The sequence below is a fragment of the Rahnella sikkimica genome (assembly GCF_002951615.1).
GTDB lineage: Bacteria > Pseudomonadota > Gammaproteobacteria > Enterobacterales > Enterobacteriaceae > Rahnella > Rahnella sikkimica.
This window is the reverse complement of the sequence record NZ_CP019063.1, coordinates 446,577-470,821: the sequence shown is the minus strand read 5'-3', so window position 1 is coordinate 470,821 and position 24,245 is coordinate 446,577. Positions and strand designations below refer to the sequence as shown.

The following is a 24,245-nucleotide window of genomic DNA, read 5'->3' as shown; positions in this document are numbered from 1 at the left end:
GGTGCGTCCCTGCACCGGTAAAACGGTTTAAACGCCTGCTTTCTCTGGCGCAGGGTCATCCTGCAAATGCTTTTTGAAGTGTTTCTCGATCTGTTCCAGCGTTTTGCCCTGCGTTTCCGGGGCGAAAATCACCGCAAATATTCCGCCCGCCACGCCGATGGCGGCGAACGTGAAGAAGGACCCGGTCAGCCCGATGCTTTCCAGCATGATCGGGAACATAAACGCGATGGAGAAGTTCGTCATCTGCATGGCAAATACAGAGACGCCGTTCGCCATGCCGCGGATGCGCATCGGGAACATTTCCGACAGCAACAGCCAGGTGACCGGCGACAGCGCGCCCTGCTGGAAGCACAGGAAAATCAGCATCCCGCCGAGCACCAGATAACTGCGCACCGCATCAGGATGGCCGTTGACCGTTTCCGGCATCAGCCAGGTCACCAGACCGATGGCGAGCAGCGTACAGGTGCAACCAATTTGCCCGGTCAGCAAAAGCGGACGGCGCCCGAAACGGCTCAGCAGCATGATCCCGACGAACGTCATGATCACCGAAATCACGCCGTTCGCGATGGTTGCCATGAGCGACGCATTGGTGCTCAGCCCGGTGGCCTGCAACATGGTCGGCGCGTAGAACATAATCGTGTTCACGCCCGACAGTTGCTGAAGCATCGCGACCCCGATCCCCAGCGCGACCAGCCGCTTCATCCACACAGAAATCGTCTTCTGACGGCGTGAGTGTTTCTCACTTTTAGAACTCATGGAACTGCGGATTTCGCTCAGTTCTTTCTCGACCTTGCCCGCTTTACGGGTGCGCTCCAGCACGTCGCGCGCCTCGCGGTAGCGGCCGTGCATGGCGTACCAGCGCGGTGTGTCCGGCAGGAATAACATGCCGACCCACAAAATCACCGCCGGAACACACGCCACGCCGAGCATCCAGCGCCACGTCGTTTCGCCGCCCCAGACTTCATTAATCGCCGCATTACTGGTGTAAGCAATCAGCTGGCCGGAAACAATCATCAGCTCCTGCAAGGTCACAAACTGCCAGCGACGGTTAGACGGTACGATTTCGGCGATATAAATAGGCACAATCGCCGCTGCACCGCCGACGGCCAGCCCGAGAATAAAGCGGAAGATGATCATCAGCACGACGTTCGGTGCCAGCGCACAACCCAGCGAGCCGAGCATGAAAATCAGCGCCATGGCGAGGATGATTTTCTTGCGGCCAAACCGGTCAGCGACACGTCCGGCGCAGATGGCTCCGATGGCGGAGCCCAGTATCAGAAAGCTGGTGACCATCCCGGTGGTCACCGACGTCAGGTGAAGGTCGTGCTTCATAAACAGCAGCGCGCCCGCGATCACCCCGGTATCGTAGCCAAAAAGCAAACCACCGAGGGTGGCAATAAACGCGATGATTTTTACCAGCGGTTCGGTCGGCTGAGGCGCTTTCTTCGCCTCGCTTTCCTGTCCGTCTTTGAGTTTGTCAGTCACAAGTGCTCCCTGTATTTCAGTATTGTCGTTATGGAGTGTGATGCAAATCACACAACGATTAAACGTAACCCATGTTGAGAATATTGGTAGGAAAAGGGAGGAATTAGCCGTTTCTGAGGCTTCAGGCACGAAAATTTAGGAAAATACTGAACACCGCGCAGGAGCATTGCAGGAAATGGAATACACTTTCCCAAAGCCGATATTTCGGTTCGTTTGTTCTCCATTCGGGTAAAATTGAACCTGTTTTGCTTAAGAGAAGTCTGTTTACGATGGGATAAAGCAGCAGGTTTTGCCTGAAACGGCGCAAACCTATATTCTATCGACCAATTTACTGAGAACAGTTGTAACAATGAGGTCTATATGATTATCAAACCACGCATCCGTGGCTTTATCTGTGTTACTGCCCATCCGGAAGGTTGCAAGGCGAACGTTAAAGAACAAATCGATTACGTGACCGCACAGGGTAAAATCGACGGCGGCCCGAAAAAAGTCCTGGTGATCGGTGCCTCTACCGGTTACGGCCTCGCTGCCCGCATCTCCGCGGCTTTCGGTTCTGACGCTGCCACGCTGGGCATCTTCTTCGAACGTCCGGGCGATGAATCTAAAACCGCCACTGCGGGCTGGTACAACTCTGCCGCATTCGAAGAATTCGCTGAAGCAAAAGGCCTGTATGCAAAAAGCATCAACGGCGACGCGTTCTCTGATGAAGTAAAACAGAAAACCATCGAGCTGATTAAACAGGATCTCGGTCAGGTTGATCTGGTGGTTTACAGCCTGGCAGCGCCACGCCGTACCCATCCGAAAACCGGTGAAGTGTTCAACTCCACCCTGAAACCAATCGGTAAGCAAGTGACTATCCGTGGCATCAACACCGATAAAGAAATCATTAACGAAACCACGCTCGAACCTGCAACGCCGGAAGAAATCGCCGGGACTGTTGCGGTGATGGGTGGCGAAGACTGGCAGATGTGGATTGAAGACCTGAAAGCCGCCGGTGTGCTGGCTGATGGCGCGAAAACCACGGCCTTCACCTACCTGGGTGAAGAAGTGACGCAGGATATCTACTGGAATGGTTCTATCGGCGAAGCGAAAAAGGATCTGGACAAACGTGTTCTGGATATCCGCAGCTCACTGTCCGAACAGCATGGCGACGCACGCGTTTCCGTTCTGAAAGCCGTTGTGACTCAGGCGAGTTCTGCCATTCCTGTGATGCCGCTGTACCTTTCCCTGCTGTTCAAAGTGATGAAAGAGAAGGGCACTCACGAAGGGTGTATCGAGCAGGTTTACGGCTTGTACAAAGACAGCCTGTACGGCACTTCTCCGCATCTGGACAACGAAGGCCGTCTGCGCGCTGACCTGAAAGAGATCACGCCAGAAGTGCAGGGCGAAGTGGGCAAACTGTGGGACGAAGTCACCAACGATAACATCGCTGAACTGACTGATTTCGCAGGTTACAAAAGCGAATTCATGCGCCTGTTCGGCTTCGGCCTGAACGGCGTCGATTACGCCGCCGACACCAATCCGGACGTGAAAATCAAACATCTGATCCAGATGTAATCTGATTTAACGCGCAATGATTGCTGAAAACCCAGTTCTGCCGAAAGGTGGGGCTGGGTTTTTTGTTGTTGAGCACTATAACGTTAAGACGTGTTATTTCATGCAACACGAATGACCCTTATAACAATGATGCTCTGGTGCGTAATACAAAAAAAGCCACTGAATAAGCGGCTTTTTGAGTGATGGGATGCGTAGATTCAGCCGTATTTTTTGGCGAAACTTTCATCCGAGTCGCATAAGTAAATAATGAATTCAATGAATGCGATAATTGACGGAATAAACGTCCAGCAGAATATGAGGTATAAGAAACCTTGCCCAATTTTGCCTAAATAAAACTTGTGCGCGCCAAAGGCACCTAAAAAGAATGCTAATAAAGCTGCGGTAACTCTGCTTTTAGTCCCTTGAGACTGAACGCCTTGAGTGGCACCGCACTGTGGACATGCTTTGGCAGACTCGTGGATTTCCTTGCCGCATCCCCTACAAAAAACCATAGATCCCATTTACTTTCCCTTTCCCTTATTTGTTGTTATCCGCGCTAATCTTACTCGTTCTTTACACTAAGAAAAAGAGAATGATGGGTGTTGATGGTGCTGAGTGTTCCCTTCAATTGATTGCAAATAGCCATTCTGAGAATAAAAAATGCCGCAAACCTTCCCGGCCTGCGGCATTTTCATTTCATCACTGCTGTCGTAATCCATTAGCCATAAGCCACTTTGTGGTTGATATGGTAAAAGGTCGCCGTGGCGGCCATCACGTGCTGATCTTCCTTGCCCGGTTTGTGCGATTCCACATTGGTGATGTGGTAGCCGACGGCACCGGCGTCTAACGCTTTTTTAACAAACGCGCTGTTGAGTTCTTCCATGGACGTTGCCCAGGAAACCGTGGTTACGCCGACGGCTTGCAGGGAGGCTATTTCACGATGCGATAATCCGGCGCGCACCAAAACAGGCTTAACAGCTTTTGGATAGAATATGGATAAAACATCATTTACTAAGCCTTTCATGGAGTTACTCCTCACTAATACAGTCTCTATACCCGGATGATTCGGGTATTTAGAATGTGCCGTAATCATCAGAGGCGATTGCGCACTTGAGATATTTATCCGGCACATTGCCAATAAACACCTTTTCATGTTGCGACCTTTAGCTTTAATTGCTAATTCAGTGTTAAGCAAACTTCCGCCACAATTAACGCAATATTTAAAGAGGATATTTACAGTGGGTTACAGGTTCGGTGTTTTTGACATGAACAAATAAAAGGGCGCATTTCGCACCCTTAATCTTATTCCCTCAAACCTGTTTTTAAATCCGGTTGGCCGCGCGCGGTGGTCGCTGCATCAGCTCATGGGTGGCAGGATGGTAATAGCGGCTCGGCCAGATGACGGAAGGCGGAATACCCAGCGCCTGACCGATCAGGATTTCACCTTTCGGCCACGGTCTGGAAAGCGCATTTGAAAGCGTCGAGGAGCTCAGACCGGCAGCGCGGGAAACGGCGGCAAGCGTGGTGCCTTTCTTGCGTAACGCGGCAATGATATCGGCCTGATGCCAGTCCTGATTATTCATAACGGTGTGCTCCTGTGTTGGTTTGCGCAGGAAACACGGTGCAGAAGGGCAGAAAAGTGGGGCTATGCGATAGTTTCATTGTCTTGCTCTCTGGTTTGTTAATTTAACCACCGCCAGAGCTGCGAAACTCTTAATGGTGGTAGCTCAGACAAGGTTCGCAGTACCGGTACAAACCAGAAACCCGGCCAACCCGAGGGTTGCCCTGCCTGAGCCACCATTGAATGTGCAAACACTAAAAGGATGTTTGACAGGTACAAGGAAGCACAACACATAATTATCACATATGTGTTTCTGGTTTAGTATTCAGGCTGCGAAACCCGGCTGCGGATTTTGCCGCAGCGGGCGCACTATAGCGTAATACAAAGAAGTAAACCAACAGGCTTAATGCGAAATTGAGGTTTGCTTTCCAGAGAAATTTTAAGAGTTGCAGTGAGTTACATTCTGCACTTCCTGTTGCAGAAAATGCGTATGACGGTGATCAGACAAAATCCTGAATGGAAATTTGTTTTTTAATATAAAAGCAATGTAATTTTTTTTCGGGTGTCGGTAAATAACATTATCGTCATGCCAGGCAGGGGGTTGGCGTATTTATTGATGAATAAAAATAGATTTTTATTTTATATTCCTGATGAGATAAATCTCAAACGAAATTTACTACGTTTTAAGGGACTACGCTTAATGAGTCAATAAATCCGCCGCAGTAAAAAGGAAATATAATGTCTATTACAACCTTAAAAGAATTATTCATTCATGATTTATCTGATGTTTATAGTGCTGAACGTCAGATAACCAAGGCGCTGCCTAAAATGGCCCGTGCCGCCACAGACCCTAAACTGGTCGATGCTTTTAAAACACACCTTGAAGAAACGCAGGGACAGATTGAGAGATTAGATCAAGTCGTTGAGTCTTCTGATGAAATTCGCCTTAAACGTATGAAATGTCATGCGATGGAAGGGCTGGTCGAAGAAGCGCAGGAGCTGATTGATTCTGTTGAAAAAGGCGAAGTGCTGGACGCCGGGCTTATCGGCGCTGCCCAAAAAGTTGAGCATTATGAAATTGCGACTTACGGCACCTTAGCCGCGTTAGCAAAAAAGCTGGGATATTCTCAGGCTGCGAAATTACTGGAAGAAACATTGCAGGAAGAAAAAGACACTGATAAAAAATTAACGATTATTGCGGGATCACAACCTGTAACCAAAACTGCAAAAAGTTAATTGCGCAGGAATTATTACGTAACGTCCCCGATAATGTTAGGAATAAACAATAAGCAAATCTAAATCGCACAATAAAGGGCGCTTTTGCGCCCTTTATTCCGTTTCTTAAACGCCTCAGAATCCGATATTCACCCTTACCATGATCATCTGCGAACGGCTGCGCGCAGCATCCAGCCCCAGCGTTCCCTGATACGCGATGCCCGGCGTAATGTTGTGTGGCAGCAGGAAATCCAGCCCCATGCCCAGCACGATATTTTCCTGACTGTCGCCGAAGACCTCTGCGCTCCAGCTGTCATTGCCGCTGTCCGCATAACCGAGACGGGCGCGGCCCTGATCGCTGAAGGCGTGCGTGTATTCAACACGGCTTTGCCAGCGCAACATCGACCAGGTCAGCGGCAACGCGTACTGCGTCCGGATCCCAACGGCGCCGGTGACGTCATTCAGCACTTGTGAGGCAAAGGCTAAATCATAGGCGTCGGCGTTCGATTCGGTGTAGCTGTTCAGACGGGTGCGCGATAATTGCAGACGTCCGTAAGGGGAAATAAGCAGGTCTGGCAGGCGGTAATCGTAACCCGTGGTGACGGCGCCAAACACCTGATAACCACCACGGTCGCCGCGTGCGAAGTGATCCATTTCTGTCACGTAGCGGCGGCTGTCATAGTCCAGATGGCTGTAGCCGATCAGGCCATCGATAAAGTAGTTGTCCGGATGATAACTGCCATAAAACGCTGAACTGACGGAGCGCCCGTTGCTGCGGGAGCCGCTGTCGCCAATGTCGCTGACGTCCCGGCCAAAACCAATCCCCATGCCTGCGGTAAATTCAGGGGTGAACTGATAGTCTGCGCCGGTGCTGATCCCCACCAGCGTATGGCTGAAACTCGCGCCGTCTTTGCCGGAATGACCAAAATCGACAAAACCTCCGGTCCAGTAATTGATGCGTGAGTTATTGCGGTTAAGCGGATGCTGCGCGGAGGTTTTATCTGTCAGCTGGGGCAATTCGGGGGTCTGACGGTTATTTTCCCAGGCAGAATTCCACAGCGTATCGTCAAGTCCGCGTTCTTTTTTAGACGACGGCATGTTAAAGCGGATACCGTTCATCCCGCTGTGAACACTGGCCGGATTGTGCAGGGTTTCCAGACGATCGCTGAAGTTACGGATCTGAGCGCGCGCAAAATTCTGTGCCGACTGAATCTGGGCACTGACCAGACCGAGAACATCCGGGTCTTTTGACGGATCAGGGCGTCCGGCAATGGTGAATGTCACCGTCGCAGGCGCAGATTGTGAATCTTGCGTCAGCAACACATAGCGAAGAGCCACCGTGCCGGAAGCCTGACTGGCTGCATCAAAATCCAGATAAACGTTGTTTTCGCTCTCTCCGAGTGTGGCGTTACCTAATGTTTTTGGCGGTAAATCAACAAGGCGCGCGCCGGTGAACGGGCCGCCTGTGGCGCTTTCGGTCAGGTTGACGCGCACTGATTTCCCGGCCAGTACGGAAGCGGTATGGCTCGCACCCACCGGCTCTGCACTGATGATATTGAGCGTATACGTGACCTGACTGGTTACGCCGCTGGCATCCGTCGCCGTCAGTGTGAAATTGCTGTTACCTGCGGCGGCTGGCGTCCCGCTCAGGGTATCGCCAGCCAGTGCTAATCCGGCGGGTAAAACGCCTGAAATGCGGAACTGATAAGGTGCTGTGCCGCCGGAAGTGCTGAACGTCTGACGGTAAGACGTGCCTGCACGACCTTCCGGCAACGCGCCGCTGGCGGGGGTAAATGCCAGCGTTGTGGCGGTAACGTTAAGTGTGACCGTCGCCTGTGCCGCGCCAAAATTGTTGGACGCGCTGTAGATGAAACTGTCGCTGCCGGAATATCCCGCGACGGGTGTATAGCGGATTTTCAGGCTTTGGATCCGCGCAGTGCCGTGTGCGGGTTGTTGCACAATGGCAAGCGATGTGACTGCGCCGCCGGATAACATCGGTTCAATCAGATTCTCACGGGTATTGGCGGCCACGGTTGATGACACCGCGCTGACGACCGGTGCCTGACCGGCAACGGTAAGCTGATAACTGACCGTGCCGGTGATCCCGGCGTTATCCGCAGCGCTGACCTGAATTGTATAGCTACCCGATACCGTCGGCGTTCCGGAAATTTCGCCGGTGCTGGCGCTGATTGTCAGTCCGGTGGGCAGGCCGGACGCGCTGTAGGTATAAGGCGACGTGCCGCTGCTGGCCGTGATGGTCTGTGACCACGGCGTGCCCACCGTGGCGGAAGACAATGTGCCGCTGGCCGGTGTGAAACTCAGCGTCACGTTGGTCACATGGATGCTGACGGTGGCTGGCGCAGAGGTTCCCCAGTTATTGCTGGCGGTATAGGTGAAGGTATCCGTACCTGAATATCCGGCAACGGGCGTATAACTCAGGGATGTGCCGGAAGCGACCGCCGTGCCATGAAGGGGGGCGGTGGCAACGGTGACAGACGCCGCCGCTCCGCCGGAAAGTGCGGGCACAATGGCATTATTGCTGCTGTTCCCTGTGACGGTCGTGCTGACCGCATTGGCAACCGGTGCCTGCCCGGAAACCGTTATTGTGTAGTTTTGCGTCCCCGACGCGGCGTTCGCCGTATCCTGCGCAATAATCGTAAAGTGATAACTTCCCGCCGCTGCCGGGATTCCCGAAAGTTCGCCACCCGGTGTGAATGTTAAACCCGGTGGTAATGTGCCTGATATCGAGAAACTGTAATTGCCCGAACCGCCGCTTGCCGTGAATGTCTGGGCATAAGTGGTGCCGGAAGTCGCTGCTGCGAGTGTCGCGGGGGAAAGGGTAATCGTGGGCGCAGAAATCGTCAGGCTGATGGTCGCCGGAGTGGACGTTCCCCACGTATTGCTGGCGGTATAACTGAAACTGTCCGCGCCAGAATAGTTGCTCACCGGCGTGTAAGTGGCGGTGGTTCCCGTGATGACAACGGAGCCGTGTGCGGGTGGAGACGTTACCGCCACCGATGTGGCTGTTCCGCCGGAAAGGGGCAGGGTGATGGCGTTATTGCTGCTGTTAAACGCCACGCTGGTGCTGTCCGAACCCGCGACCGGTGCCTGCCCGCTGCGTTGCACCACGACGGTATAGGCGGAAGTGGTTGTCCCGTCTCCCGCCGTAACGACCACGCTTAATGTGTTATTCCCTTCGCTTAGTGCAACGGAACCAGACGCACTGCCCGAGGTGACGGACACGCCGTTCACAGTGACGGTTGCCGTGTTATTGCGGGTGGTCGGCGTCAGAGAAATGTGGGTGACGCTGTTGGCCACAACCACGTTGTAAGACGAGGTGCCGGAGGAGAACGCCGGGGACAGTGAACCCTGAGAGGCCGAAAGCGTCGAAAGGCTGGCGTCTGTTGATGCGCTGGTCGCTGAGGTACAGGAAACCGTGAGCGGGCTGAGGTAGCCGTGGCTGGTCGTCATGCGAAACCGGAGTCCGGCACTCACCAGCTGCGACCCCGTGACAGTATAAGTATGTGTTCCCGCCGTACCGCCGGAGCCTGCGGTGGGGTAATAGGTTGTGAACGTGCTCATCCCGTAGTTCGTCAGGCCGAAACTGTCGGTATTCGTGATGTCACTGTTCACGCCTGCGCCGGAGTCGGTAAACGTCAGGGTCAACGTATCACCGGCATCAAACTGGCTGGCCTGATAAGCCTGTGCAGCAAATGTCGCGGAGGAGAACGTCGCATTATCCAGTGCGGTACAGCCTGCGGATTGCGCGATGGCCGATGATACCGAAACTAAAGACAACAGAAGAAAAGTGCAGACAAAACGGGCACAGCCGCCTGTTGCGCGATGAAGGCGAGTCATGGTTATTCCCTGAGATAATCTGACGTGCAGGCGTCGTTTTTGTTGATTTATTTCAGGGATGTTATCGGAATGTTCTGAAAGCTAATCGCGCAATTACCGCATTAAAAGGGGGTTAATTGCGCGATGGCGATCACATCAGAACGCGTAAGAAAGGCTGACGGAATAACTGCGCGGCTGGCCGTAAACGGCGTAATCGCTCAGCCATGAGTAATAGCTGCGGTCAAAGAGGTTATCGATGTTCGCCTGCACCGCGAGCTGACGGGTGAGCTGATAACGGGTGAACAAGTTAACCAACGGAACGCTGCCCTGATAAACGCGCACGGTGTTGCCGTCTGGCCCGGTGGCATCCTGGAAGGTGCGGTTTTGCCAGTTCACGCCACCGCCGACGGTGAGATCCGGCATCCACGGCAACTGATAGCGGCTGAACAGTTTGAGCTGCGTCTGCGGCATATTGCTGTTGAGACGCCCGCCGGTGTTATCCCGCGCAACGTAGCGTGTGGCGCCGAAAGTCATCTGCAGGTTGTCAGTCACCGCGCCGTTAATCTCGAATTCAGCGCCTTTGCTGACCGTGCCCTGCGCGGCGGTGTAAGCCTGTTCGCTGGTGTCATTGACGAAGTTGTCGCCGTCGGCTTGTGCGACGTTATCCTGTTCAATGCGGAAAACGGCGAACGTGGCGGTCAGGCGGTCGTTCATCCAGCTGGATTTCAGGCCGGTTTCGTAGTTTTTCCCGGTGGCCGGTGCCAGATAATGGCCGTCGCGGGTGCGGTAGGTTTGCGGCTGGAAGATGGAGGTATAACTGGCGTAAGCCGACCACGTATCGTCGATGTCGTAAACCAGTCCGCCGTAAGGCGTGAGGTTATTTTTGCTCATATTGCCGCTGCTGCCGGCGGTGCTCCACTGCGTATAACGCGCGCCGATAATCAGCGAGAGCGGGTCTGCCAGTGAGAACCGGGTCGCCAGGTAGCCCGCTTTCTGGCGCACCACGTCGTCGGCGTTCAGATACCAGTCATCCCATGCCGGTTCGGCGACATCGCCGTTCCAGTTGTTGAAACTGCCCATGGTGTCGCTGTCAATCGGGCCGTTCGCGCTGTACGTCGAGTTGTGCTGGCGGCTGTAACTGACGCCCGCGACCATTTCATGCTGGCGGCCAAAGAGCTGGAAAGGCCCGCTGGCGTAGGTATCCACCGAATCCAGCTTGCGCGTTCCGCGGTCTTTACTGCCGAACCCGGAAATCCCTTCGCCCGTTGTTGCGTCCGGGAAACCTTCGATATAAAGAAGTTTATCGTCGAACTTCTGCTCGCCGTGGGTGCCGTTGACGCGGAATGTCCAGCCGTTGTCGAAATCATGTTTCACGTTGGCGAAGACTTTGCGCGATTGCGTGTTGTAGTGCGTCCAGTCCGCGGAAGTGTTGGTGCTGCGGTCGAAATGCGTGCGTGCGCCGTTGCTGTACCAGGTCGGCAGCCCGCCCCACGTCGGATTGCCGGTGTTGTTTTCCTGATAATCGTAGCCGAGCGACACGGTGGTGTTGTCGGTCATGTCGGCATCGACCACGCCATAAACGAATTTCTTGGTTTTATGGTAACGGTCGAGCCAGCTGTCCTGATCCTGATAACCGGCCACGACGCGGCCACGCACCGAGCCTTCTTCGTTGAGCGGGCCGGAAACGTCGAGCACGTAACGCTGTTTATTCCAGCTGCCATAGCTGGCGCTGATATTGCCGGTGAATTCTTTGCTGTCAGCCTGTTTGCGCACCATGTTGACGGACGCCGCCGGATTACCCGCACCGGTCATCAGCCCGGTTGCGCCGCGGACCACTTCGATGCGGTCATAAATGGCGGTGTCTTCGGCGGCATCGCCAAAGTTCCAGGTATCGCTGACGGAAGAGGGAATACCGTCGTAGGTGTAATTATTGATGTAGAAGCCGCGTGAGAAATAGGAAACGCGTTCGCTGTCGATGACTTCCGTCGAGATGCCGGTGGTGTTATCCATCACGTCGCCGACCGATTGCAGGTTCTGATCCTGCATACGCTGTTTAGTGATCACGCTGACGGACTGCGGCACGTCACGCGGGGTCAGCAACATTTTGGTGCCCGCGCGCGTGGTTTTGACGTTGTAATCCTGCGACTCATCAGCAGTTCCGCCCGTCGTTCCTTCCACGACCATATTCTCATCGGTGGCGGGCGCAGCGGTTGTCGCTGTGTTGCTGGCGGCTCCGGCATGAGCGGCAGAAGACGCCGTCATGACCAGGAGCGTGAGTGCCGACAATGAGGTTGAAAGCTTACTTTTGTTCTCCGGCGCAGACGTTTTTGCACCGTAATCCCTGCCATTGAAAGACATAATGTATCCCGTAAAAACCACATTAATAGAAAGCGCCGCCGCTTCTTTTCATTGTCTTTAAACAGGATCATCTGACCTCAGTCATCTGTCTGAATCGCAAATTTTAAGAAGAGCACGCAATGAGAATGTGAATAGTAATCATTTGTGTTTTCTCTGTCGAGGTGTGACTGATGAGCGTGGTAAGGGGATGTCAATGCAAAAAAAATCACAGGATGATGAAATCCTGTGATTCTTATTTTTAACGCCGCGTTTCAGCGATTACTTGCGGTCAGACCAGACGGTTTGCACGTTGCAGAACTCACGAAGGCCGAAGTGCGACAGCTCGCGGCCATAGCCACTTTTCTTCACGCCGCCAAACGCCACGCGCGGGTCGGATGCGCTGTAGCCGTTAATAAAGACGCCGCCGGTTTCCAGCTCTGCGGTCATCTGTTTTGCACGTTCAGCATCCGCGGTGAAAATCGTGGCGCTCAGGCCAAAATCGCTGTCATTGGCCAGTTCAACCGCGTGGTCTGCGTCGCGGGCAACCGTAATCGCCGCGACCGGCCCGAACAACTCCTGACGAAATGCGGTCATTTCCGGGGTGACGTTGCTGAGGATCGTCGGCGCATAGAAGTTACCGTTCCCGGCAATTTTCTCACCGCCCAGCAGCAACGTCGCGCCTTCGGACAGACTGTCCTGAACCTGCTTATCCAGCTCATCGCGTAAATCGAAACGCGCCATCGGGCCGATATACGTGTCGTCATCCAGCGGATTGCCCACGATCAGCGCCTGTGTTGCCGCCACAAATTTTGCGGTAAACGCGTCGAGCACGCCTTCTTCAATGATCAGACGCTTGGCGGCGGCACAAACCTGCCCGGTATTCTGGTAACGACCGGCGACGGCGGCTTTCACGGCTTCGTCGAGATTGGCATCGTTCAGAACGATAAACGGATCAGAACCGCCGAGTTCCAGCACGCATTTTTTGACCTGTTTGCCCGCCAGTTCCGCGATAGCTGCCCCGGCACGCACGCTGCCGGTGACCGTCACTGCCACCACGCGCGGGTCGGCAATCAGCCCGGCAACCGCAGGCGTATCAACATTGATCACGCCAAACGCCCCCGCCGGGAAACCGGCTTTCAGCACGGCCTGTTTCACCCGATAGGTGGTACCCATGACGCTCGGTGCAGGTTTGAGCAGGAACGTATTCCCTGCCAGCAACGCAGGAACCGCGCCGCGCAGGACCTGCCAGACCGGGAAGTTCCACGGCATAATCGCCAGAATCATCCCGGAAGGGCGGTAATGAATGTGCGCCTCGCCGTTATCGACGAGCGTCGGTTCCGGTGCCAGCATCGCCGGGCCATTTTCGGCATACCACTCGCACAAACCGGCGGATTTCTCCACTTCGGCACACGCCTGTTTCACGGGTTTGCCCATCTCCAGAGAAATGCTGCGGGCGATGTCTTCGCTGGCTTCACGCAGCGCGCCAGCCAGACGGATCAGAAGCGCAGCGCGTTCGCTGATGTCAGTTTTGCGCCATTGCTTAAACGCCGAAAAACCCTGTGCAACCGAGGCTTCGAGTGCCAGATCGGTGTCATACGCAAAGTCTGCGATGTGCTCGCCGTTAAACGGGTTGACTGAGATTGCGTGAGTATTCGGATTCGCTGTCGTCATTTCGGTGTCCTCGTTATGCCAGTCCGTTAAGAATAGACGCTTGGGCGATTTAATAAAAATGAATAAAAAAGAGTAAAACGTTCATATTTTGAGAATAAGTGTGAGTTTGTCCCAGTTTGAGTGAAAAACAGGCGGCGCAGGCAAAATAATGGTTTTAAAGAGGGTATAAAGAAAATCCTGACTGTGACTAATGTCACAGTCTACGGCGGGAATTGTTAAATCGCTGACGTATTCTTGCGCAGAAAATGCGTTTTCCCGCAGTAAAACAGGATATTTCTGGGTAAACGCTATATCAAAGGGAACGTTAGCACGGAAAGAAAAGAACTTGTGCGAATTGTGCATAATAGCAACATCGGTTATTCACGCTGCGACACTATTAAGAAGATGAGTAAATTTGGGTTAATACTTAGCAACATATTCCTCGTGGTTAAGGGAAAAGATATGATTTTATTTATTCGCCTGCGGCAAGCCCTTATAAAATTAGCGTATTAACATTCAATGAAACTAAACGGCGGGCAAAGTAATTGCGTAATCAGCGGTAATATTACGCTGGCGCAATTGATATCATTATTTGTTTGTGTAGAATCAGTGTCACTAATTTAATGACCCCCCTAAAGTGAGCACATCATGGACAACGCATTAAACGTTTTGAATAATATCCGTACACTTCGCGCTCAGGCTCGTGAAACGCCGTTAAGCACACTGGAAGAAATTCTGGAAAAACTGACCGCGATTGTTGAAGAATCCCGCGAGAATGTGAAAGCGCGCAGTGCGCAGCAGCAGGAACGTGATGAAAAACTGTTGAAATACCGCGAGATGCTGGCCAATGACGGCATCGCCATTGATGACCTGCTGGGCCATCAGTCTGCAAAAGAAACCACCAAAGCCAAGCGCAAACCGCGTCCGGCAATCTATGAATATACCGATACTGACGGTTCCAAAAAGACCTGGACCGGTCAGGGTCGCACGCCTTCTGCAATCAAAGCAGCACTGGATAAAGGCGCTAAGCTGGAAAGCTTCCTGATCGCGCGTTAATTAAATCGTGATGTGTTGGGGCGCTACCTGCCGGGGCGAGAGCCAGGCAGGTAGCGTTATCACCTCTGCTCCGGTTTTCACCCCGTTATTCATTTACCGCTAAAGCGGTTAATTTTTTTACCACGCGATCTTCTCTCCGGTACGTCAACCCCCCATCTTAATGTAAACTTAAGTCTCAACCCGTAGGGTAACGGTAACTTTGTTTACCGGAACTTTTATGCGTAACCGATATTCTTATCCGCAAATTGTGCTGCACTGGCTGGTGTTTGTTTTGGTCGTTCTGACCTATACGACAATGGATATAAAAGGCGCGTTTGCGAAGGGTTCCTTTGTACGGGAACTATTAACACTTACGCATTACAGCCTGGGATTCTGTGTATTATTTCTGATGTGCGTGCGTCTTTTTGTTCGCGCGATGTACGTCACCCCCGCCATTAAACCGGCACTCCCGCGCTGGCAACATTGTTTGTCGGTCGCCACGCATAGCATCATTTATCTGATGTTTATCGGTTTACCGGTTCTGGGTATTTTGTCGCAATATTATGGCGGCCATGACTGGACGATGTTTAACATCAGCATGCCCAAAAGCTATCTGCCGGATCTGCCATTGCAAAAAAAGTTAAAAACCCTGCATGAATGGCTGGCGAATACCGGTTATTACCTGGTCGGATTACACGCTTTTGCTGCGCTCTGGCACCATTACCGCCGCCGCGATAATACGTTGATACGGATGTTGCCGTGAAAAAAACAGCATGAAGAAAAACTTATCGAGAAGAGGGTTCAGGGCGGCACTACCGGCTTAAAACATAAGAAACCCGCTGAACAGGCGGGTTTCTTGGGTTCTAAAACTCCCGCTATTCGCGGTTCTTCTGATACACACACAAATGCGTATACGCTGCCTGTAGAAGAGGAATGCTGATCCCCACACGCGTTGCGCGTTCCACCAGATCGCCGATAATCTGGTCGGCTTCGATAGGATAACCCTGCGTCATATCGCGATACATCGACGACGTTTGCGGCGAATTTTTGTCGGTCACGGCTTCCCTGACTTTTGCCACTGCGGCCGCGCGTTCCGCGTAGCCAAAGGCTTTCATGGTCGTTAATGCTTCGCTCACGATGGCCTGTGCGAACTCCGTTCCGCCGGGCGCAGAGGCGACCTGACCGATGTTTCCGCGCATGGTGCAGGTGATGGCGCCGAAGCTTGAAAGCAGCAGCCACTTCTCCCACAAATCGCTGATGATGGTTTCTGAAAGGATGGCGTCGATACCGGCACTCTGGAATGCCTGATCGACTTTGAGAATACGTTCGGTTTTCTCGCCCGAGAGTTCGCCGTAGATTATCTGATGCAGTGGTGTCATCTGGTGGATATGGCCGTCGGCATCCAGCGTGGCGTTGATTTTGCACAGCCCGCCAATCAGCGCGTGCTCACCAAACCGCTGGCTGAGCGTTTCCATATGCTTCATGCCATTGAGCACCGGCATGACCAGCGTATTTTCGCCGACGACCGGTGCGATATCTTTGATTGCCGCGTCCAGCCCGAAACTTTTCACTGTCAGTAAAATCAGGTCATATGCGCCGGTCAGCTGAGAAGCCTGCACCACCGCAGGTTGCAGGTGGAAATCACCGTGCGGGCTGTGAACCGTCAGCCCGTCTTTCTGCACCGCCAGCGCGCGTTTCTCGCGCAGTAAAAACGTCACATCCTGCCCGGCCTGAGCCAGCCGCGCACCGAAATATCCGCCCGTCGCACCCGCGCCTACCACTAAAATTCGCATATATTTCCCCATTGTTTCAAGACATTCAGAAACCAAGATGTGGGTTTAAACTACGGGAAGAGTGCGAAAAGGATCAAGTGGAACGGCCAATTAAAGGCATTGAAACACAATTCTCTCTCAACAACCCCCGCCCGTAGGCGGGGATTATCAGTCAGACGCTATTTCCCCCGCGATGCCATCATCCTCCGGTAGAGCACCGGCAGCGAAATCACTACAATCAGCATCGCGCCGACGATGACCGACATCACGATGCCCGGCACGTTCAGCAGGCTGAGACCGAAGGTCAGCAGGCCCATCAGGAAGGCGGCAATAATGACGCCGGTCATGCTGCCGGAGCCACCCAACACGCTGACGCCGCCGAGTACGGCCATCGTAATCACGCTCAGTTCCCAGCCGAGTGCCAGCGTCGGGCGCGTACTGCCCAGCCGTGACGTCAGCAGAACTGCCGCCAGCCCGGACATCACGCCGACCAGTACGAACAGCGTCAGGTTGTGGCGTTTCACGTTAATGCCGGAATACCAGGCCGCCACCGGATTATTGCCGATGGCGTAGGTGCGGCGGCCAAAGTTGGTTTTGTGCAGCAGGAAATAAAAAACCGCGCCCAAAACCAGAAATAACGCGAACTCAAACGACAGCGGCCCCCAGACATAACCCTGCCCGAACCACGCAAAGCTGGCCGGATATTTATTCAGGGACTGATCGCCGAGCAGCACATACGTGACGCCACGGAACAGGCTCATGGTGCCGATAGTGATCACAATCGACGAAAGATTCAGACGCGTCACCAGCAGCCCGTTAATCAGCCCGCACAATAACCCCACGCTCAGCCCGACGCCCACCAGCGCCGGTGTCGGCAGTCCGGCTTGTGCGCAAAACCCCATAATCGTGGAACTCAGCGCCATCGTTGAGGCGACGGATAAATCGATTTCACGGGCGATAATCAGCATCGCCATCGGCAAAACAATAATGGCCTTTTCAGTAAAGTTGAACGTGGCGTCCGACAGATTCCAGATATTAAGGAAGTACGGCGAGGCGAGGGCGTTTATTACAAACACCAGCAGCGTTACCCCCAGTAAAAATCCTTCCCAGCACATCAGGCGGCGGAAGAACGGCGTCACCGCCATCGGTGCACTTTCCCGTGCAGGCGTGCGCGAAGTTAAGGTCTTATTCATGATCTGGCCTCTGATTCAGGTCCTGATGCGTGGACGGAAGGAGAATGGCGTAAAATCAGTCTTCCTTTACGTTTATTGCCGCGTTCGTTGAGGATCACCGCGATGACAATCACCGCGCCCGAAATGGCCATTTGCCAGAACGGCGACACTTCAATCACCGGCAGGGCGTTGTTGATGACGCCGAGGAACAGTGCGCCGAGCAGACAGCCCACCACGGAACCGATGCCGCCCATGGTGCTGATCCCGCCGATGACGCAGGCGGCGACAATCTGCAATTCAAAGCCATTGGCGACGTCCACGTAGGCGACGGCGAAACGTGAAATCCACAGGTAGCCGCAGAAACCCGCCAGCGCGCCGGAAAGGCAGAAGCTGATGAACTGCATTTTGCCCGCGTTGATGCCGGTGTAATACGCCGCCGTGGCATTGCCGCCTGCCGTGTATAACGCACGGCCCGTGCGGCTGTAGCGCAGGAAATACGCCACCAGAATCAGCGCGGCAATCGCGCACCAGCCGAGCAGCGGCAGGCCGAGAAACGGCGCGCGCGGCAGGCTGAGGAAATCCGGGCTCATCTGATGGGCGTTAATCCAGCCGCCGTTCGAGAGCAGGAAAATAATCCCGCGATAAATACTCATGGTGCCCAGCGTCACCACAATCGGCGGAATCCCCACTTTCCACACCAGCAGGCCATTAATCGCGCCCATGATCAGGCCAAGCACCGTCGCCAGCAGCACCAGCGCCCACACCGGAATGTCAGGGTGATGGAAGTTGATCAGCGCCACAATCATGCCGGTCAGCGCCAGATTGGCGGCCATCGACAAATCAATGCCTTTGGTCAGCAGCACCATCATCTGACCGAGCGCGAGAATGATCAGAATCGAGGTGTCGTTGAACATCTCCAGCAGGTTCCCGGCACCGATAAATTCTGGTGAACGGGCACCGACGCCGAGTACCATCAGGACAATCACCACCGCCAGCAGCAGCTCGCGGTACTTCAGTAAATTCTTGATCATGCCGCCTCCTCGCCCGCGCCGCTGGCGGCACTGACAATCATTTCGGCGGTTGCGTCACCTGCGTTGAATTCCGCCACCATCAGCCCTTCGTGCATCACAATAATCCTGTCCGCCATGCCCATGACTTCCGGCAATTCGGAAGACACCATAATCACCGCCAGCCCGCGCCCGACCAGCTCGGACATAAACTGATGCACCGCCGCTTTTGAACCGATATCAATCCCTTTGGTCGGTTCATCGAGAATGATGATGTCCGGCTGCGTCGCCAGCCATTTTGCGATCACCACTTTTTGCTGATTCCCGCCAGAGAGCGTGCCCACCGGTTGTTTCCAGCTTGACGCTTTCACCTGCAACCGGCGCGCATAATCGTCGGCCAGCGCCCACTCTTTTTTGTCATTGAGCACGCCGCGCGGGTTGAGCTGGCTGAGCTGCGGCAAACTGATGTTCTGGCTGATCGGTAAATCGATAATCGCGCCCTGTTTCTGGCGCTCTTCCGGCACGTACACAATCCCCGCGCGGATGGCCTGAGAAGGGCGCGTGAAATGCTGTGCTTTGCCGTGGATCAGAATCTTGCCGCCGTTCGGTTGTGTGACGCCAAACAGCGCCTGCATCAGCTCGGTACGGCCCGCGCCGACCAGCCCGTAGAATCCGAGAATTTCGCCTTTACGCAGCGAGAAGCTGATGCCAGAAAATTCGGTCGGATGGCTGAGATTCTGCACCTGCAACACGGTTTCACCCGGTTCGCAATTCACTTTCGGATAGGCTTGGCTGACTTCGCGCCCGACCATCATCGTGACCATCTGCGGCTCGGTGATGTCACTGATCTTGCCGGAGCCGACATAACTGCCGTCGCGCAGCACCGTGTAGTAATCGGAAATCGCGAAAATCTCGTCGAACTTGTGCGAGATAAACAGGATGGCTTTTCCCTCGTGTTTCAGGCGTTCGACAATCTGGTAAAACTCCACGATTTCATGCTGCGACAGCGCCGCCGTCGGTTCGTCGAGGATCACCACCTGCGCATCAAACGACAGCGCGCGGGCTATCGCCACCATATGGCGCTGCGCAATGCTCAGTTCTTTCAAAATGGCGTGCGGATCGATGTTCACTTCCAGACGCGTCAGAATATCGCGCGCCTGCTGATGCATCGCCGGCCAGTTCAGGCGCTTAAAAATCCCGCTGTAAACGTAGTGGCCGACGAAGATATTTTCGGTCACGGAAAGTTCGTCAAACAGCACGGTTTCCTGATGGATGGCGGTAATACCGACTTTGTGTGCGGATTCCGGATTGGGCAGTTTGATCGGAATCGCTTTGTAGCGCAGCTCGCCTTCTTCCGGCTGATAAATGCCGGTCATGACTTTCACCAGCGTGGATTTACCCGCGCCGTTTTCGCCAATCAGGGCCGTCACTTTTCCTGGATACAAATCCACATGCACGTTATTCAGCGCCCTGACGCCCGGAAAGACCTTACTGATGCCCTGTAACGACAAAAGCGGAGTCGTGGAATCTGTCATTTCGTTTCCCCTGTCTGGCTAAGCACAACAAAACGGCTCACCGCGAAACGATGAGCCGCCGTCAGGATCAGAATATTTTTGAGAATTTGTCGATGTTGCTGGCGTCGTAAACAAACGGTTCAGCCATCGCGCCGCTGCCGTCCGCGTCCAGTTTCACCTTACCTAAACGGCCCATGCTGGCTTCGGTTTTGGTGGCGGTGCCTTTGACCAGATCGTCGGCCAGATACGTTGCGGCGTAGCCGAGATCAATCGGGTTCCAGATGGCAAAACTTTTGGTTGCGCCGGATTTCACCGCGCCCGCCATTTCAGACGGCAGACCGAGGCCGGTGACGTAAACTTTGCCGATTTTGCCCTGATCCTTCACCGCCTGCGCGGCGGCGACAATCCCGACTGAAGACGGGGAAATAATGACTTTCAGATCTGGGTAAGATTTCAGTAATCCGATGGTTTCGCGGTAGCTTTTGTCTGACAGATCATCGCCATAAGCCACGGTCACCAGATTGACGGAAGGATACTTTGGCAGCACCTTTTTCATCTCGGCAATCCACAGATTCTGGTTGGTCGAGGTGGGTGTGGCGCTCAGGATCGCAACATCCCCTTTTTCGACATTCAGCGCTTTCAGTGCATCGGCGGCCAGTTTGACGTTGGTTTCACCAATCAGCGCATTGTTGGACGGATTCAGGTGGATCTGACGGCCTTCTTTGGCGACGCCGGAATCCCAGGACACCACTTTAATGCCGCGCTGCATGGCTTTTTTCAGCACCGGAACCAGCGCGTCCGGGTCATTGGCGGAAACGGCAATCGCATCAACGCCCTGTGCAATCAGGCCGTTCAGCACTTCAATCTGCGCTTCGGCGGTGGTGGTGGTCGGGCCGGTGTAAATCACTTTCACATCGCCCAGTTCTTTCGCTGCCTGCTGCGCGCCAACGTTTGCCGCCTCAAAGAAACCGTTGCCCAGTGATTTTGCCACCAGCGCAATCTTCACTTCTGCCGATGCCGCGCCTGCCAGCAGGATGCTGCTCGCGATCAGGGTGAGGCTCAGTACGTGTTTTAATTTCATTGTTTGTACTCCGCATAAGTCTGCATAAAGTTTAACGACCAAAAATTGCCGACGCGCCAGGCGCATGATCACGACTCTAGGAGGTTGCTGAGGATCTGACCTTTCCGCGAGTGCCAGTTCTGCGCTAACTATGGCAAAGCTGCAAAGGTTTAAGAGAACAACCTCACAAATTGATAACAATCTTGTTTCGACCCACCCAATCGCCCCGAAAAAAGCCGTTTTGTGTCAGTGAAAAACCGCACTAAAACAGGGCGTAAACCTGCGTCATACGCCGGATTACGCAAGATTGTGTCGGGAAAGAAAGGTTTTGTTCAAAAGCGGCTGGCAGATCACAATTTCAGCCCGATGGCGGCGTCAGTGACGACTAAGATATTACGATAATGTTAATAAGGAGTCGGAAATGACCGTGTTACGCAGTAGTGATTATTTCCCCTCAGGAAATTTTCCGGTCGCCATTGAACCCCGTTACCCGCAGGAAACTTTTCCTGAGCATCATCACCAGGATTTCAACGAGATTGTGCTGGTCGAACAGGGCACCGGGACGCACGTTTTTAATGACCATCCGCTGATCCTCAGCGCAGGCAGCGTCTGCTTTGTGCGCCACTGCGACCACCATCTTTACGAAGATACCGACAATCTGCATCTGACCAACGTCCTGTACCGTGGCCCGAATGCGTTTCGTTTCCTCAACGGCGTCAGCGATTTACTGCCGCAGGAAGTCGATGGCATTTATCCGGCGCACTGGCGCATCAGCCCGAGTCAGGTGACGCAGGCCAAAACGCTCATCAACCTGCTGGCGCGTAAAACGGTCAGCCAGACGCCGGAATCGCAGGCTCAGCAGGAACTGTATTTTATGCAGCTTTTATTGTTGCTGCGTCAGGGCAGCCGTGACGTCGGTTATCGCGGGCAGGGCGGCGACCTCAATAATCTGCTGGACTGGATGAACGAGCATTATGACGAAGAGATCAACTGGCCGGTGCTGGCGGAACAATTCTCCATGTCCCTGCGCACGCTGCATCGCCAGATGAAACAGCAAACCGGCTGCACGCCGCTCAATTATCTCAACCGCCTGCGCCTGCTCAACGCGCGCAACATGCTGCGTTTCAGCGACAGCTCGATTACGGATATCGCCCATCAGTGCGGTTTCTGCGACAGCAATTATTTCTCTACTCTCTTTAAGCGCGAATTTGGGTATGCCCCGCGCAGCATCAGGCAATGATCTCCGCTCTTCTTATTAACGCCCTCTGATTTGCAAAAATGTTATGTCGGGCAGACCGACCATGACATTTTTGCCATTTCCCAAAACGAACTGGCAATCACGGAAAGGTAAAAACGTCACGGATAGAACAGGCTGTTAGAACTTTACAAAAAAGAGCTTATTTTTTAACAACTCGTTCATCAACCCTCTATCCGGTCTTTGGAGATTTCTGACATGGGCACAGTTCAAAAACGTATGTACATCAACGGCGAATTCGTTGAAAACACCGGCGGTAAGTGGATTGACGTGATAAACCCGGCCACAGAACAGGTGATTTCGCAGATCCCGGAAGGCTCTGCCGAAGATGCGAAAAAAGCCATTGATGCGGCCGAAGCGGCGCAGCCGGGCTGGGAAGCGTTGCCTGCGGTAGAACGGGGCGTGTGGCTGCACAAAATCGCCGCCGGGATCCGCGAACGCGAAGCCGAACTGACCGAAACCATTATTGCGGAAGGCGGTAAAACGTTTGGCCTGGCGCAAACCGAAGTGCTGTTTACCGCTGATTATCTCGATTACATGGCCGAATGGGCGCGCCGTTACGAAGGCGAAATCATTCAGAGTGACCGGCCTAACGAAAATATCTTCGTGTTCCGCAAAGCCATCGGCGTGACCACCGGCATTCTGCCGTGGAACTTCCCGTTCTTTCTGATCGCGCGAAAAGCCGCACCGGCGCTGATCACCGGCAATACCATCGTGATTAAACCGAGTGAAATCACGCCGAATAACGCGGTGATTTTCGCGGAAATCATCCACAAAATCGGCCTGCCGAAAGGCGTGCTGAATATTGTGACCGGCTACGGGCCGACCGTCGGGCAGGAACTGGCCGCCAACCCGAAAGTCGGGATGGTCAGCCTGACCGGCAGCGTCGCCGCCGGTATCGCCACCATGACCGCCGCCGCGCAGAACGTCACGAAAGTGTCGCTGGAGCTGGGCGGTAAAGCCCCGGCCATCGTGATGGACGACGCGGATTTGGATCTGGCCGTTAAAGCCATCGTCAGTTCACGCGTGATCAACACCGGGCAGGTTTGTAACTGTGCGGAACGTGTTTACGTGCAGGAAGGCGTGTACGACGAATTCATTTCGCGGATCAGCGAGGCGATGAAAAAAGTGACCTTCGGCAATCCCGCCGAACAAAAAGATCTGGATATGGGGCCGCTGATCAGCGGTGCGGCGTTAAAACGCGTTGAGGACAAAGTGGCGAAAGCGGTTTCACAAGGCGCGAAAGTATTGCTGGGCGGCAAACGTCACGGCGACAAAGGCTTCTTCTATCAGCCGACGGTGCTGGTGGATGTGAAACAGGACATGCCAATCATGCATGAAGAAGTGTTCGGCCCTGTGTTGCCGGTCGCGACGTTCAAAACGCTGGATGAAGCGATTGCGATGGCTAACGACAGCGAATACGGGCTGACGTCTTCGATCTACACCTCAAATATCAACACCGCAATGAAAGCGCTGAAACAGCTTAAGTTCGGGGAAACCTACATTAACCGCGAAAACTTTGAAGCGATGCAGGGCTTCCATGCGGGCTGGCGCAAATCCGGCGTCGGCGGCGCGGACGGTAAACACGGCTTGCAGGAATATCTGCAAACCCACGTCGCGTATCTGCAATTCCATTAATTTCCGCATGAAGACAGCCGGAGCGGGGGAAACCGGGTTCCGGCTTTTTTATCTCATAACCACTGCTATTATTCTCTCAAAACATCCGCTTAAAATAACTTCGATAAATAAAACAAATCCTATCTGATACAATGAATCATTAGATTTTGATGCACCTAAGGTCTGCATCAT

The 24,245-nt window shown here is 53.8% G+C and carries 18 protein-coding genes; 6 read left to right on the top strand and 12 right to left on the bottom strand.

Annotated features, from left to right (window positions below):
* Positions 1–27 precede the first annotated feature (27 nt).
* Entirely contained in the window at positions 28–1,485 is a 1,458-nt protein-coding gene (locus tag BV494_RS23525; RefSeq protein WP_104925201.1) for a sugar porter family MFS transporter, read from the bottom strand.
* A gap of 360 nt (positions 1,486–1,845) precedes the next feature.
* Here BV494_RS23525 and fabV point away from each other — a divergent pair, with 360 nt between their 5' ends.
* Positions 1,846–3,042 carry an enoyl-ACP reductase FabV gene (gene fabV / locus BV494_RS23515; protein WP_104925200.1) on the top strand — a complete coding sequence of 399 codons (1,197 nt, stop codon included), beginning with the start codon at positions 1,846–1,848 and terminating at the stop codon, positions 3,040–3,042.
* 197 nt (positions 3,043–3,239) lie between these two features.
* Here the strand turns inward: fabV and BV494_RS23510 are convergent, their stop codons facing one another.
* From BV494_RS23510 to BV494_RS23500, 3 genes are all read right to left on the bottom strand, one after another.
* Positions 3,240–3,542 (bottom strand): TM2 domain-containing protein, encoded by a 303-nt coding sequence (locus BV494_RS23510; RefSeq protein ID WP_104925199.1) that lies wholly within the window; start codon positions 3,540–3,542, stop codon positions 3,240–3,242.
* Positions 3,543–3,739: 197 nt separating this feature from the next.
* Positions 3,740–4,045, bottom strand: coding sequence for a YdgH/BhsA/McbA family protein (locus tag BV494_RS23505; RefSeq protein WP_101078070.1), 306 nt, complete (start codon positions 4,043–4,045; stop codon positions 3,740–3,742).
* 298 nt (positions 4,046–4,343) lie between these two features.
* Positions 4,344–4,604 carry a helix-turn-helix domain-containing protein gene (locus BV494_RS23500; protein ID WP_101078068.1) on the bottom strand — a complete coding sequence of 87 codons (261 nt, stop codon included), beginning with the start codon at positions 4,602–4,604 and terminating at the stop codon, positions 4,344–4,346.
* Positions 4,605–5,320: 716 nt separating this feature from the next.
* Here BV494_RS23500 and BV494_RS23495 point away from each other — a divergent pair.
* Positions 5,321–5,818, top strand: a complete 498-nt coding sequence (locus BV494_RS23495; RefSeq protein ID WP_104925198.1) for a YciE/YciF ferroxidase family protein — start codon at positions 5,321–5,323, stop codon at positions 5,816–5,818.
* A 114-nt stretch (positions 5,819–5,932) separates the two neighbouring features.
* Here the strand turns inward: BV494_RS23495 and BV494_RS23490 are convergent, their stop codons facing one another.
* The 3 genes from BV494_RS23490 to BV494_RS23480 all read right to left on the bottom strand — a co-directional run bounded on the left by BV494_RS23490 (position 5,933) and on the right by BV494_RS23480 (position 13,642).
* Positions 5,933–9,655: an autotransporter domain-containing protein gene (locus BV494_RS23490; RefSeq protein WP_104925197.1), complete on the bottom strand. Its 3,723-nt coding sequence runs from the start codon at positions 9,653–9,655 to the stop codon at positions 5,933–5,935.
* 135 nt (positions 9,656–9,790) lie between these two features.
* Positions 9,791–11,992, bottom strand: coding sequence for a ferric-rhodotorulic acid/ferric-coprogen receptor FhuE (gene fhuE, locus BV494_RS23485; protein ID WP_104925196.1), 2,202 nt, complete (start codon positions 11,990–11,992; stop codon positions 9,791–9,793).
* 258 nt (positions 11,993–12,250) lie between these two features.
* Positions 12,251–13,642: an aldehyde dehydrogenase family protein gene (locus BV494_RS23480; RefSeq protein WP_104925195.1), complete on the bottom strand. Its 1,392-nt coding sequence runs from the start codon at positions 13,640–13,642 to the stop codon at positions 12,251–12,253.
* Between the two features lie 627 nt (positions 13,643–14,269).
* Here BV494_RS23480 and BV494_RS23475 point away from each other — a divergent pair.
* Both BV494_RS23475 and BV494_RS23470 read left to right on the top strand, forming a co-directional pair.
* Entirely contained in the window at positions 14,270–14,677 is a 408-nt protein-coding gene (locus BV494_RS23475) for an H-NS family histone-like protein (RefSeq protein WP_104925194.1), read from the top strand.
* Positions 14,678–14,894: 217 nt separating this feature from the next.
* Positions 14,895–15,419 carry a cytochrome b gene (locus BV494_RS23470; RefSeq protein ID WP_104925193.1) on the top strand — a complete coding sequence of 175 codons (525 nt, stop codon included), beginning with the start codon at positions 14,895–14,897 and terminating at the stop codon, positions 15,417–15,419.
* 112 nt (positions 15,420–15,531) lie between these two features.
* Here the strand turns inward: BV494_RS23470 and panE are convergent, their stop codons facing one another.
* The 5 genes from panE to rhaS (BV494_RS23445) form a co-directional block, all read right to left on the bottom strand.
* Complete coding sequence (panE, locus tag BV494_RS23465; protein WP_104925192.1) at positions 15,532–16,449, bottom strand: 2-dehydropantoate 2-reductase; 918 nt, start codon at positions 16,447–16,449, stop codon at positions 15,532–15,534.
* Between the two features lie 158 nt (positions 16,450–16,607).
* The gene (locus BV494_RS23460) at positions 16,608–17,621 is read right to left on the bottom strand and encodes an ABC transporter permease (protein WP_104925191.1); all 1,014 of its coding nucleotides are present in this window, start codon (positions 17,619–17,621) and stop codon (positions 16,608–16,610) included.
* Positions 17,618–18,631 (bottom strand): ABC transporter permease, encoded by a 1,014-nt coding sequence (locus BV494_RS23455; protein WP_104925190.1) that lies wholly within the window; start codon positions 18,629–18,631, stop codon positions 17,618–17,620. Before BV494_RS23455 ends, BV494_RS23460 begins: the two co-directional genes overlap by 4 nt.
* On the bottom strand, positions 18,628–20,142 hold the full coding sequence (locus tag BV494_RS23450; RefSeq protein ID WP_104925189.1) for a sugar ABC transporter ATP-binding protein: 1,515 nt from the start codon (positions 20,140–20,142) through the stop codon (positions 18,628–18,630). The genes BV494_RS23455 and BV494_RS23450 overlap by 4 nt, the downstream gene beginning before the upstream one ends.
* A 67-nt stretch (positions 20,143–20,209) precedes the next feature.
* The gene (gene rhaS / locus BV494_RS23445; protein WP_104925188.1) at positions 20,210–21,202 is read right to left on the bottom strand and encodes a rhamnose ABC transporter substrate-binding protein; all 993 of its coding nucleotides are present in this window, start codon (positions 21,200–21,202) and stop codon (positions 20,210–20,212) included.
* 400 nt (positions 21,203–21,602) lie between these two features.
* Between rhaS (BV494_RS23445) and rhaS (BV494_RS23440) the strand changes: the two genes are divergently transcribed.
* Positions 21,603–22,421: an HTH-type transcriptional activator RhaS gene (gene rhaS / locus BV494_RS23440; RefSeq protein ID WP_104925187.1), complete on the top strand. Its 819-nt coding sequence runs from the start codon at positions 21,603–21,605 to the stop codon at positions 22,419–22,421.
* Between the two features lie 213 nt (positions 22,422–22,634).
* A complete protein-coding gene (gene aldA, locus BV494_RS23435) occupies positions 22,635–24,074 on the top strand; it encodes an aldehyde dehydrogenase (protein WP_104925186.1) in 1,440 nt (479 codons plus the stop codon).
* Positions 24,075–24,245 lie beyond the last annotated feature (171 nt).

Bases quoted from the DNA above. Each gene is read 5' to 3' on its own strand.
- fabV (WP_104925200.1), top strand. From the start codon at position 1,846: ATGATTATCAAACCACGCATCCGTGGCTTTATCTGTGTTACTGCCCAT.
- BV494_RS23495 (WP_104925198.1), top strand. From the start codon at position 5,321: ATGTCTATTACAACCTTAAAAGAATTATTCATTCATGATTTATCTGAT.
- BV494_RS23475 (WP_104925194.1), top strand. From the start codon at position 14,270: ATGGACAACGCATTAAACGTTTTGAATAATATCCGTACACTTCGCGCT.
- BV494_RS23460 (WP_104925191.1), bottom strand. From the start codon at position 17,621: ATGAATAAGACCTTAACTTCGCGCACGCCTGCACGGGAAAGTGCACCG.
- fhuE (WP_104925196.1), bottom strand. From the start codon at position 11,992: ATGTCTTTCAATGGCAGGGATTACGGTGCAAAAACGTCTGCGCCGGAG.
- aldA (WP_104925186.1), top strand. From the start codon at position 22,635: ATGGGCACAGTTCAAAAACGTATGTACATCAACGGCGAATTCGTTGAA.
- BV494_RS23450 (WP_104925189.1), bottom strand. From the start codon at position 20,142: ATGACAGATTCCACGACTCCGCTTTTGTCGTTACAGGGCATCAGTAAG.
- BV494_RS23455 (WP_104925190.1), bottom strand. From the start codon at position 18,631: ATGATCAAGAATTTACTGAAGTACCGCGAGCTGCTGCTGGCGGTGGTG.
- rhaS (WP_104925187.1), top strand. From the start codon at position 21,603: ATGACCGTGTTACGCAGTAGTGATTATTTCCCCTCAGGAAATTTTCCG.
- BV494_RS23510 (WP_104925199.1), bottom strand. From the start codon at position 3,542: ATGGGATCTATGGTTTTTTGTAGGGGATGCGGCAAGGAAATCCACGAG.
- BV494_RS23500 (WP_101078068.1), bottom strand. From the start codon at position 4,604: ATGAATAATCAGGACTGGCATCAGGCCGATATCATTGCCGCGTTACGC.
- panE (WP_104925192.1), bottom strand. From the start codon at position 16,449: ATGCGAATTTTAGTGGTAGGCGCGGGTGCGACGGGCGGATATTTCGGT.
- rhaS (WP_104925188.1), bottom strand. From the start codon at position 21,202: ATGAAATTAAAACACGTACTGAGCCTCACCCTGATCGCGAGCAGCATC.
- BV494_RS23470 (WP_104925193.1), top strand. From the start codon at position 14,895: ATGCGTAACCGATATTCTTATCCGCAAATTGTGCTGCACTGGCTGGTG.
- BV494_RS23490 (WP_104925197.1), bottom strand. From the start codon at position 9,655: ATGACTCGCCTTCATCGCGCAACAGGCGGCTGTGCCCGTTTTGTCTGC.
- BV494_RS23505 (WP_101078070.1), bottom strand. From the start codon at position 4,045: ATGAAAGGCTTAGTAAATGATGTTTTATCCATATTCTATCCAAAAGCT.
- BV494_RS23480 (WP_104925195.1), bottom strand. From the start codon at position 13,642: ATGACGACAGCGAATCCGAATACTCACGCAATCTCAGTCAACCCGTTT.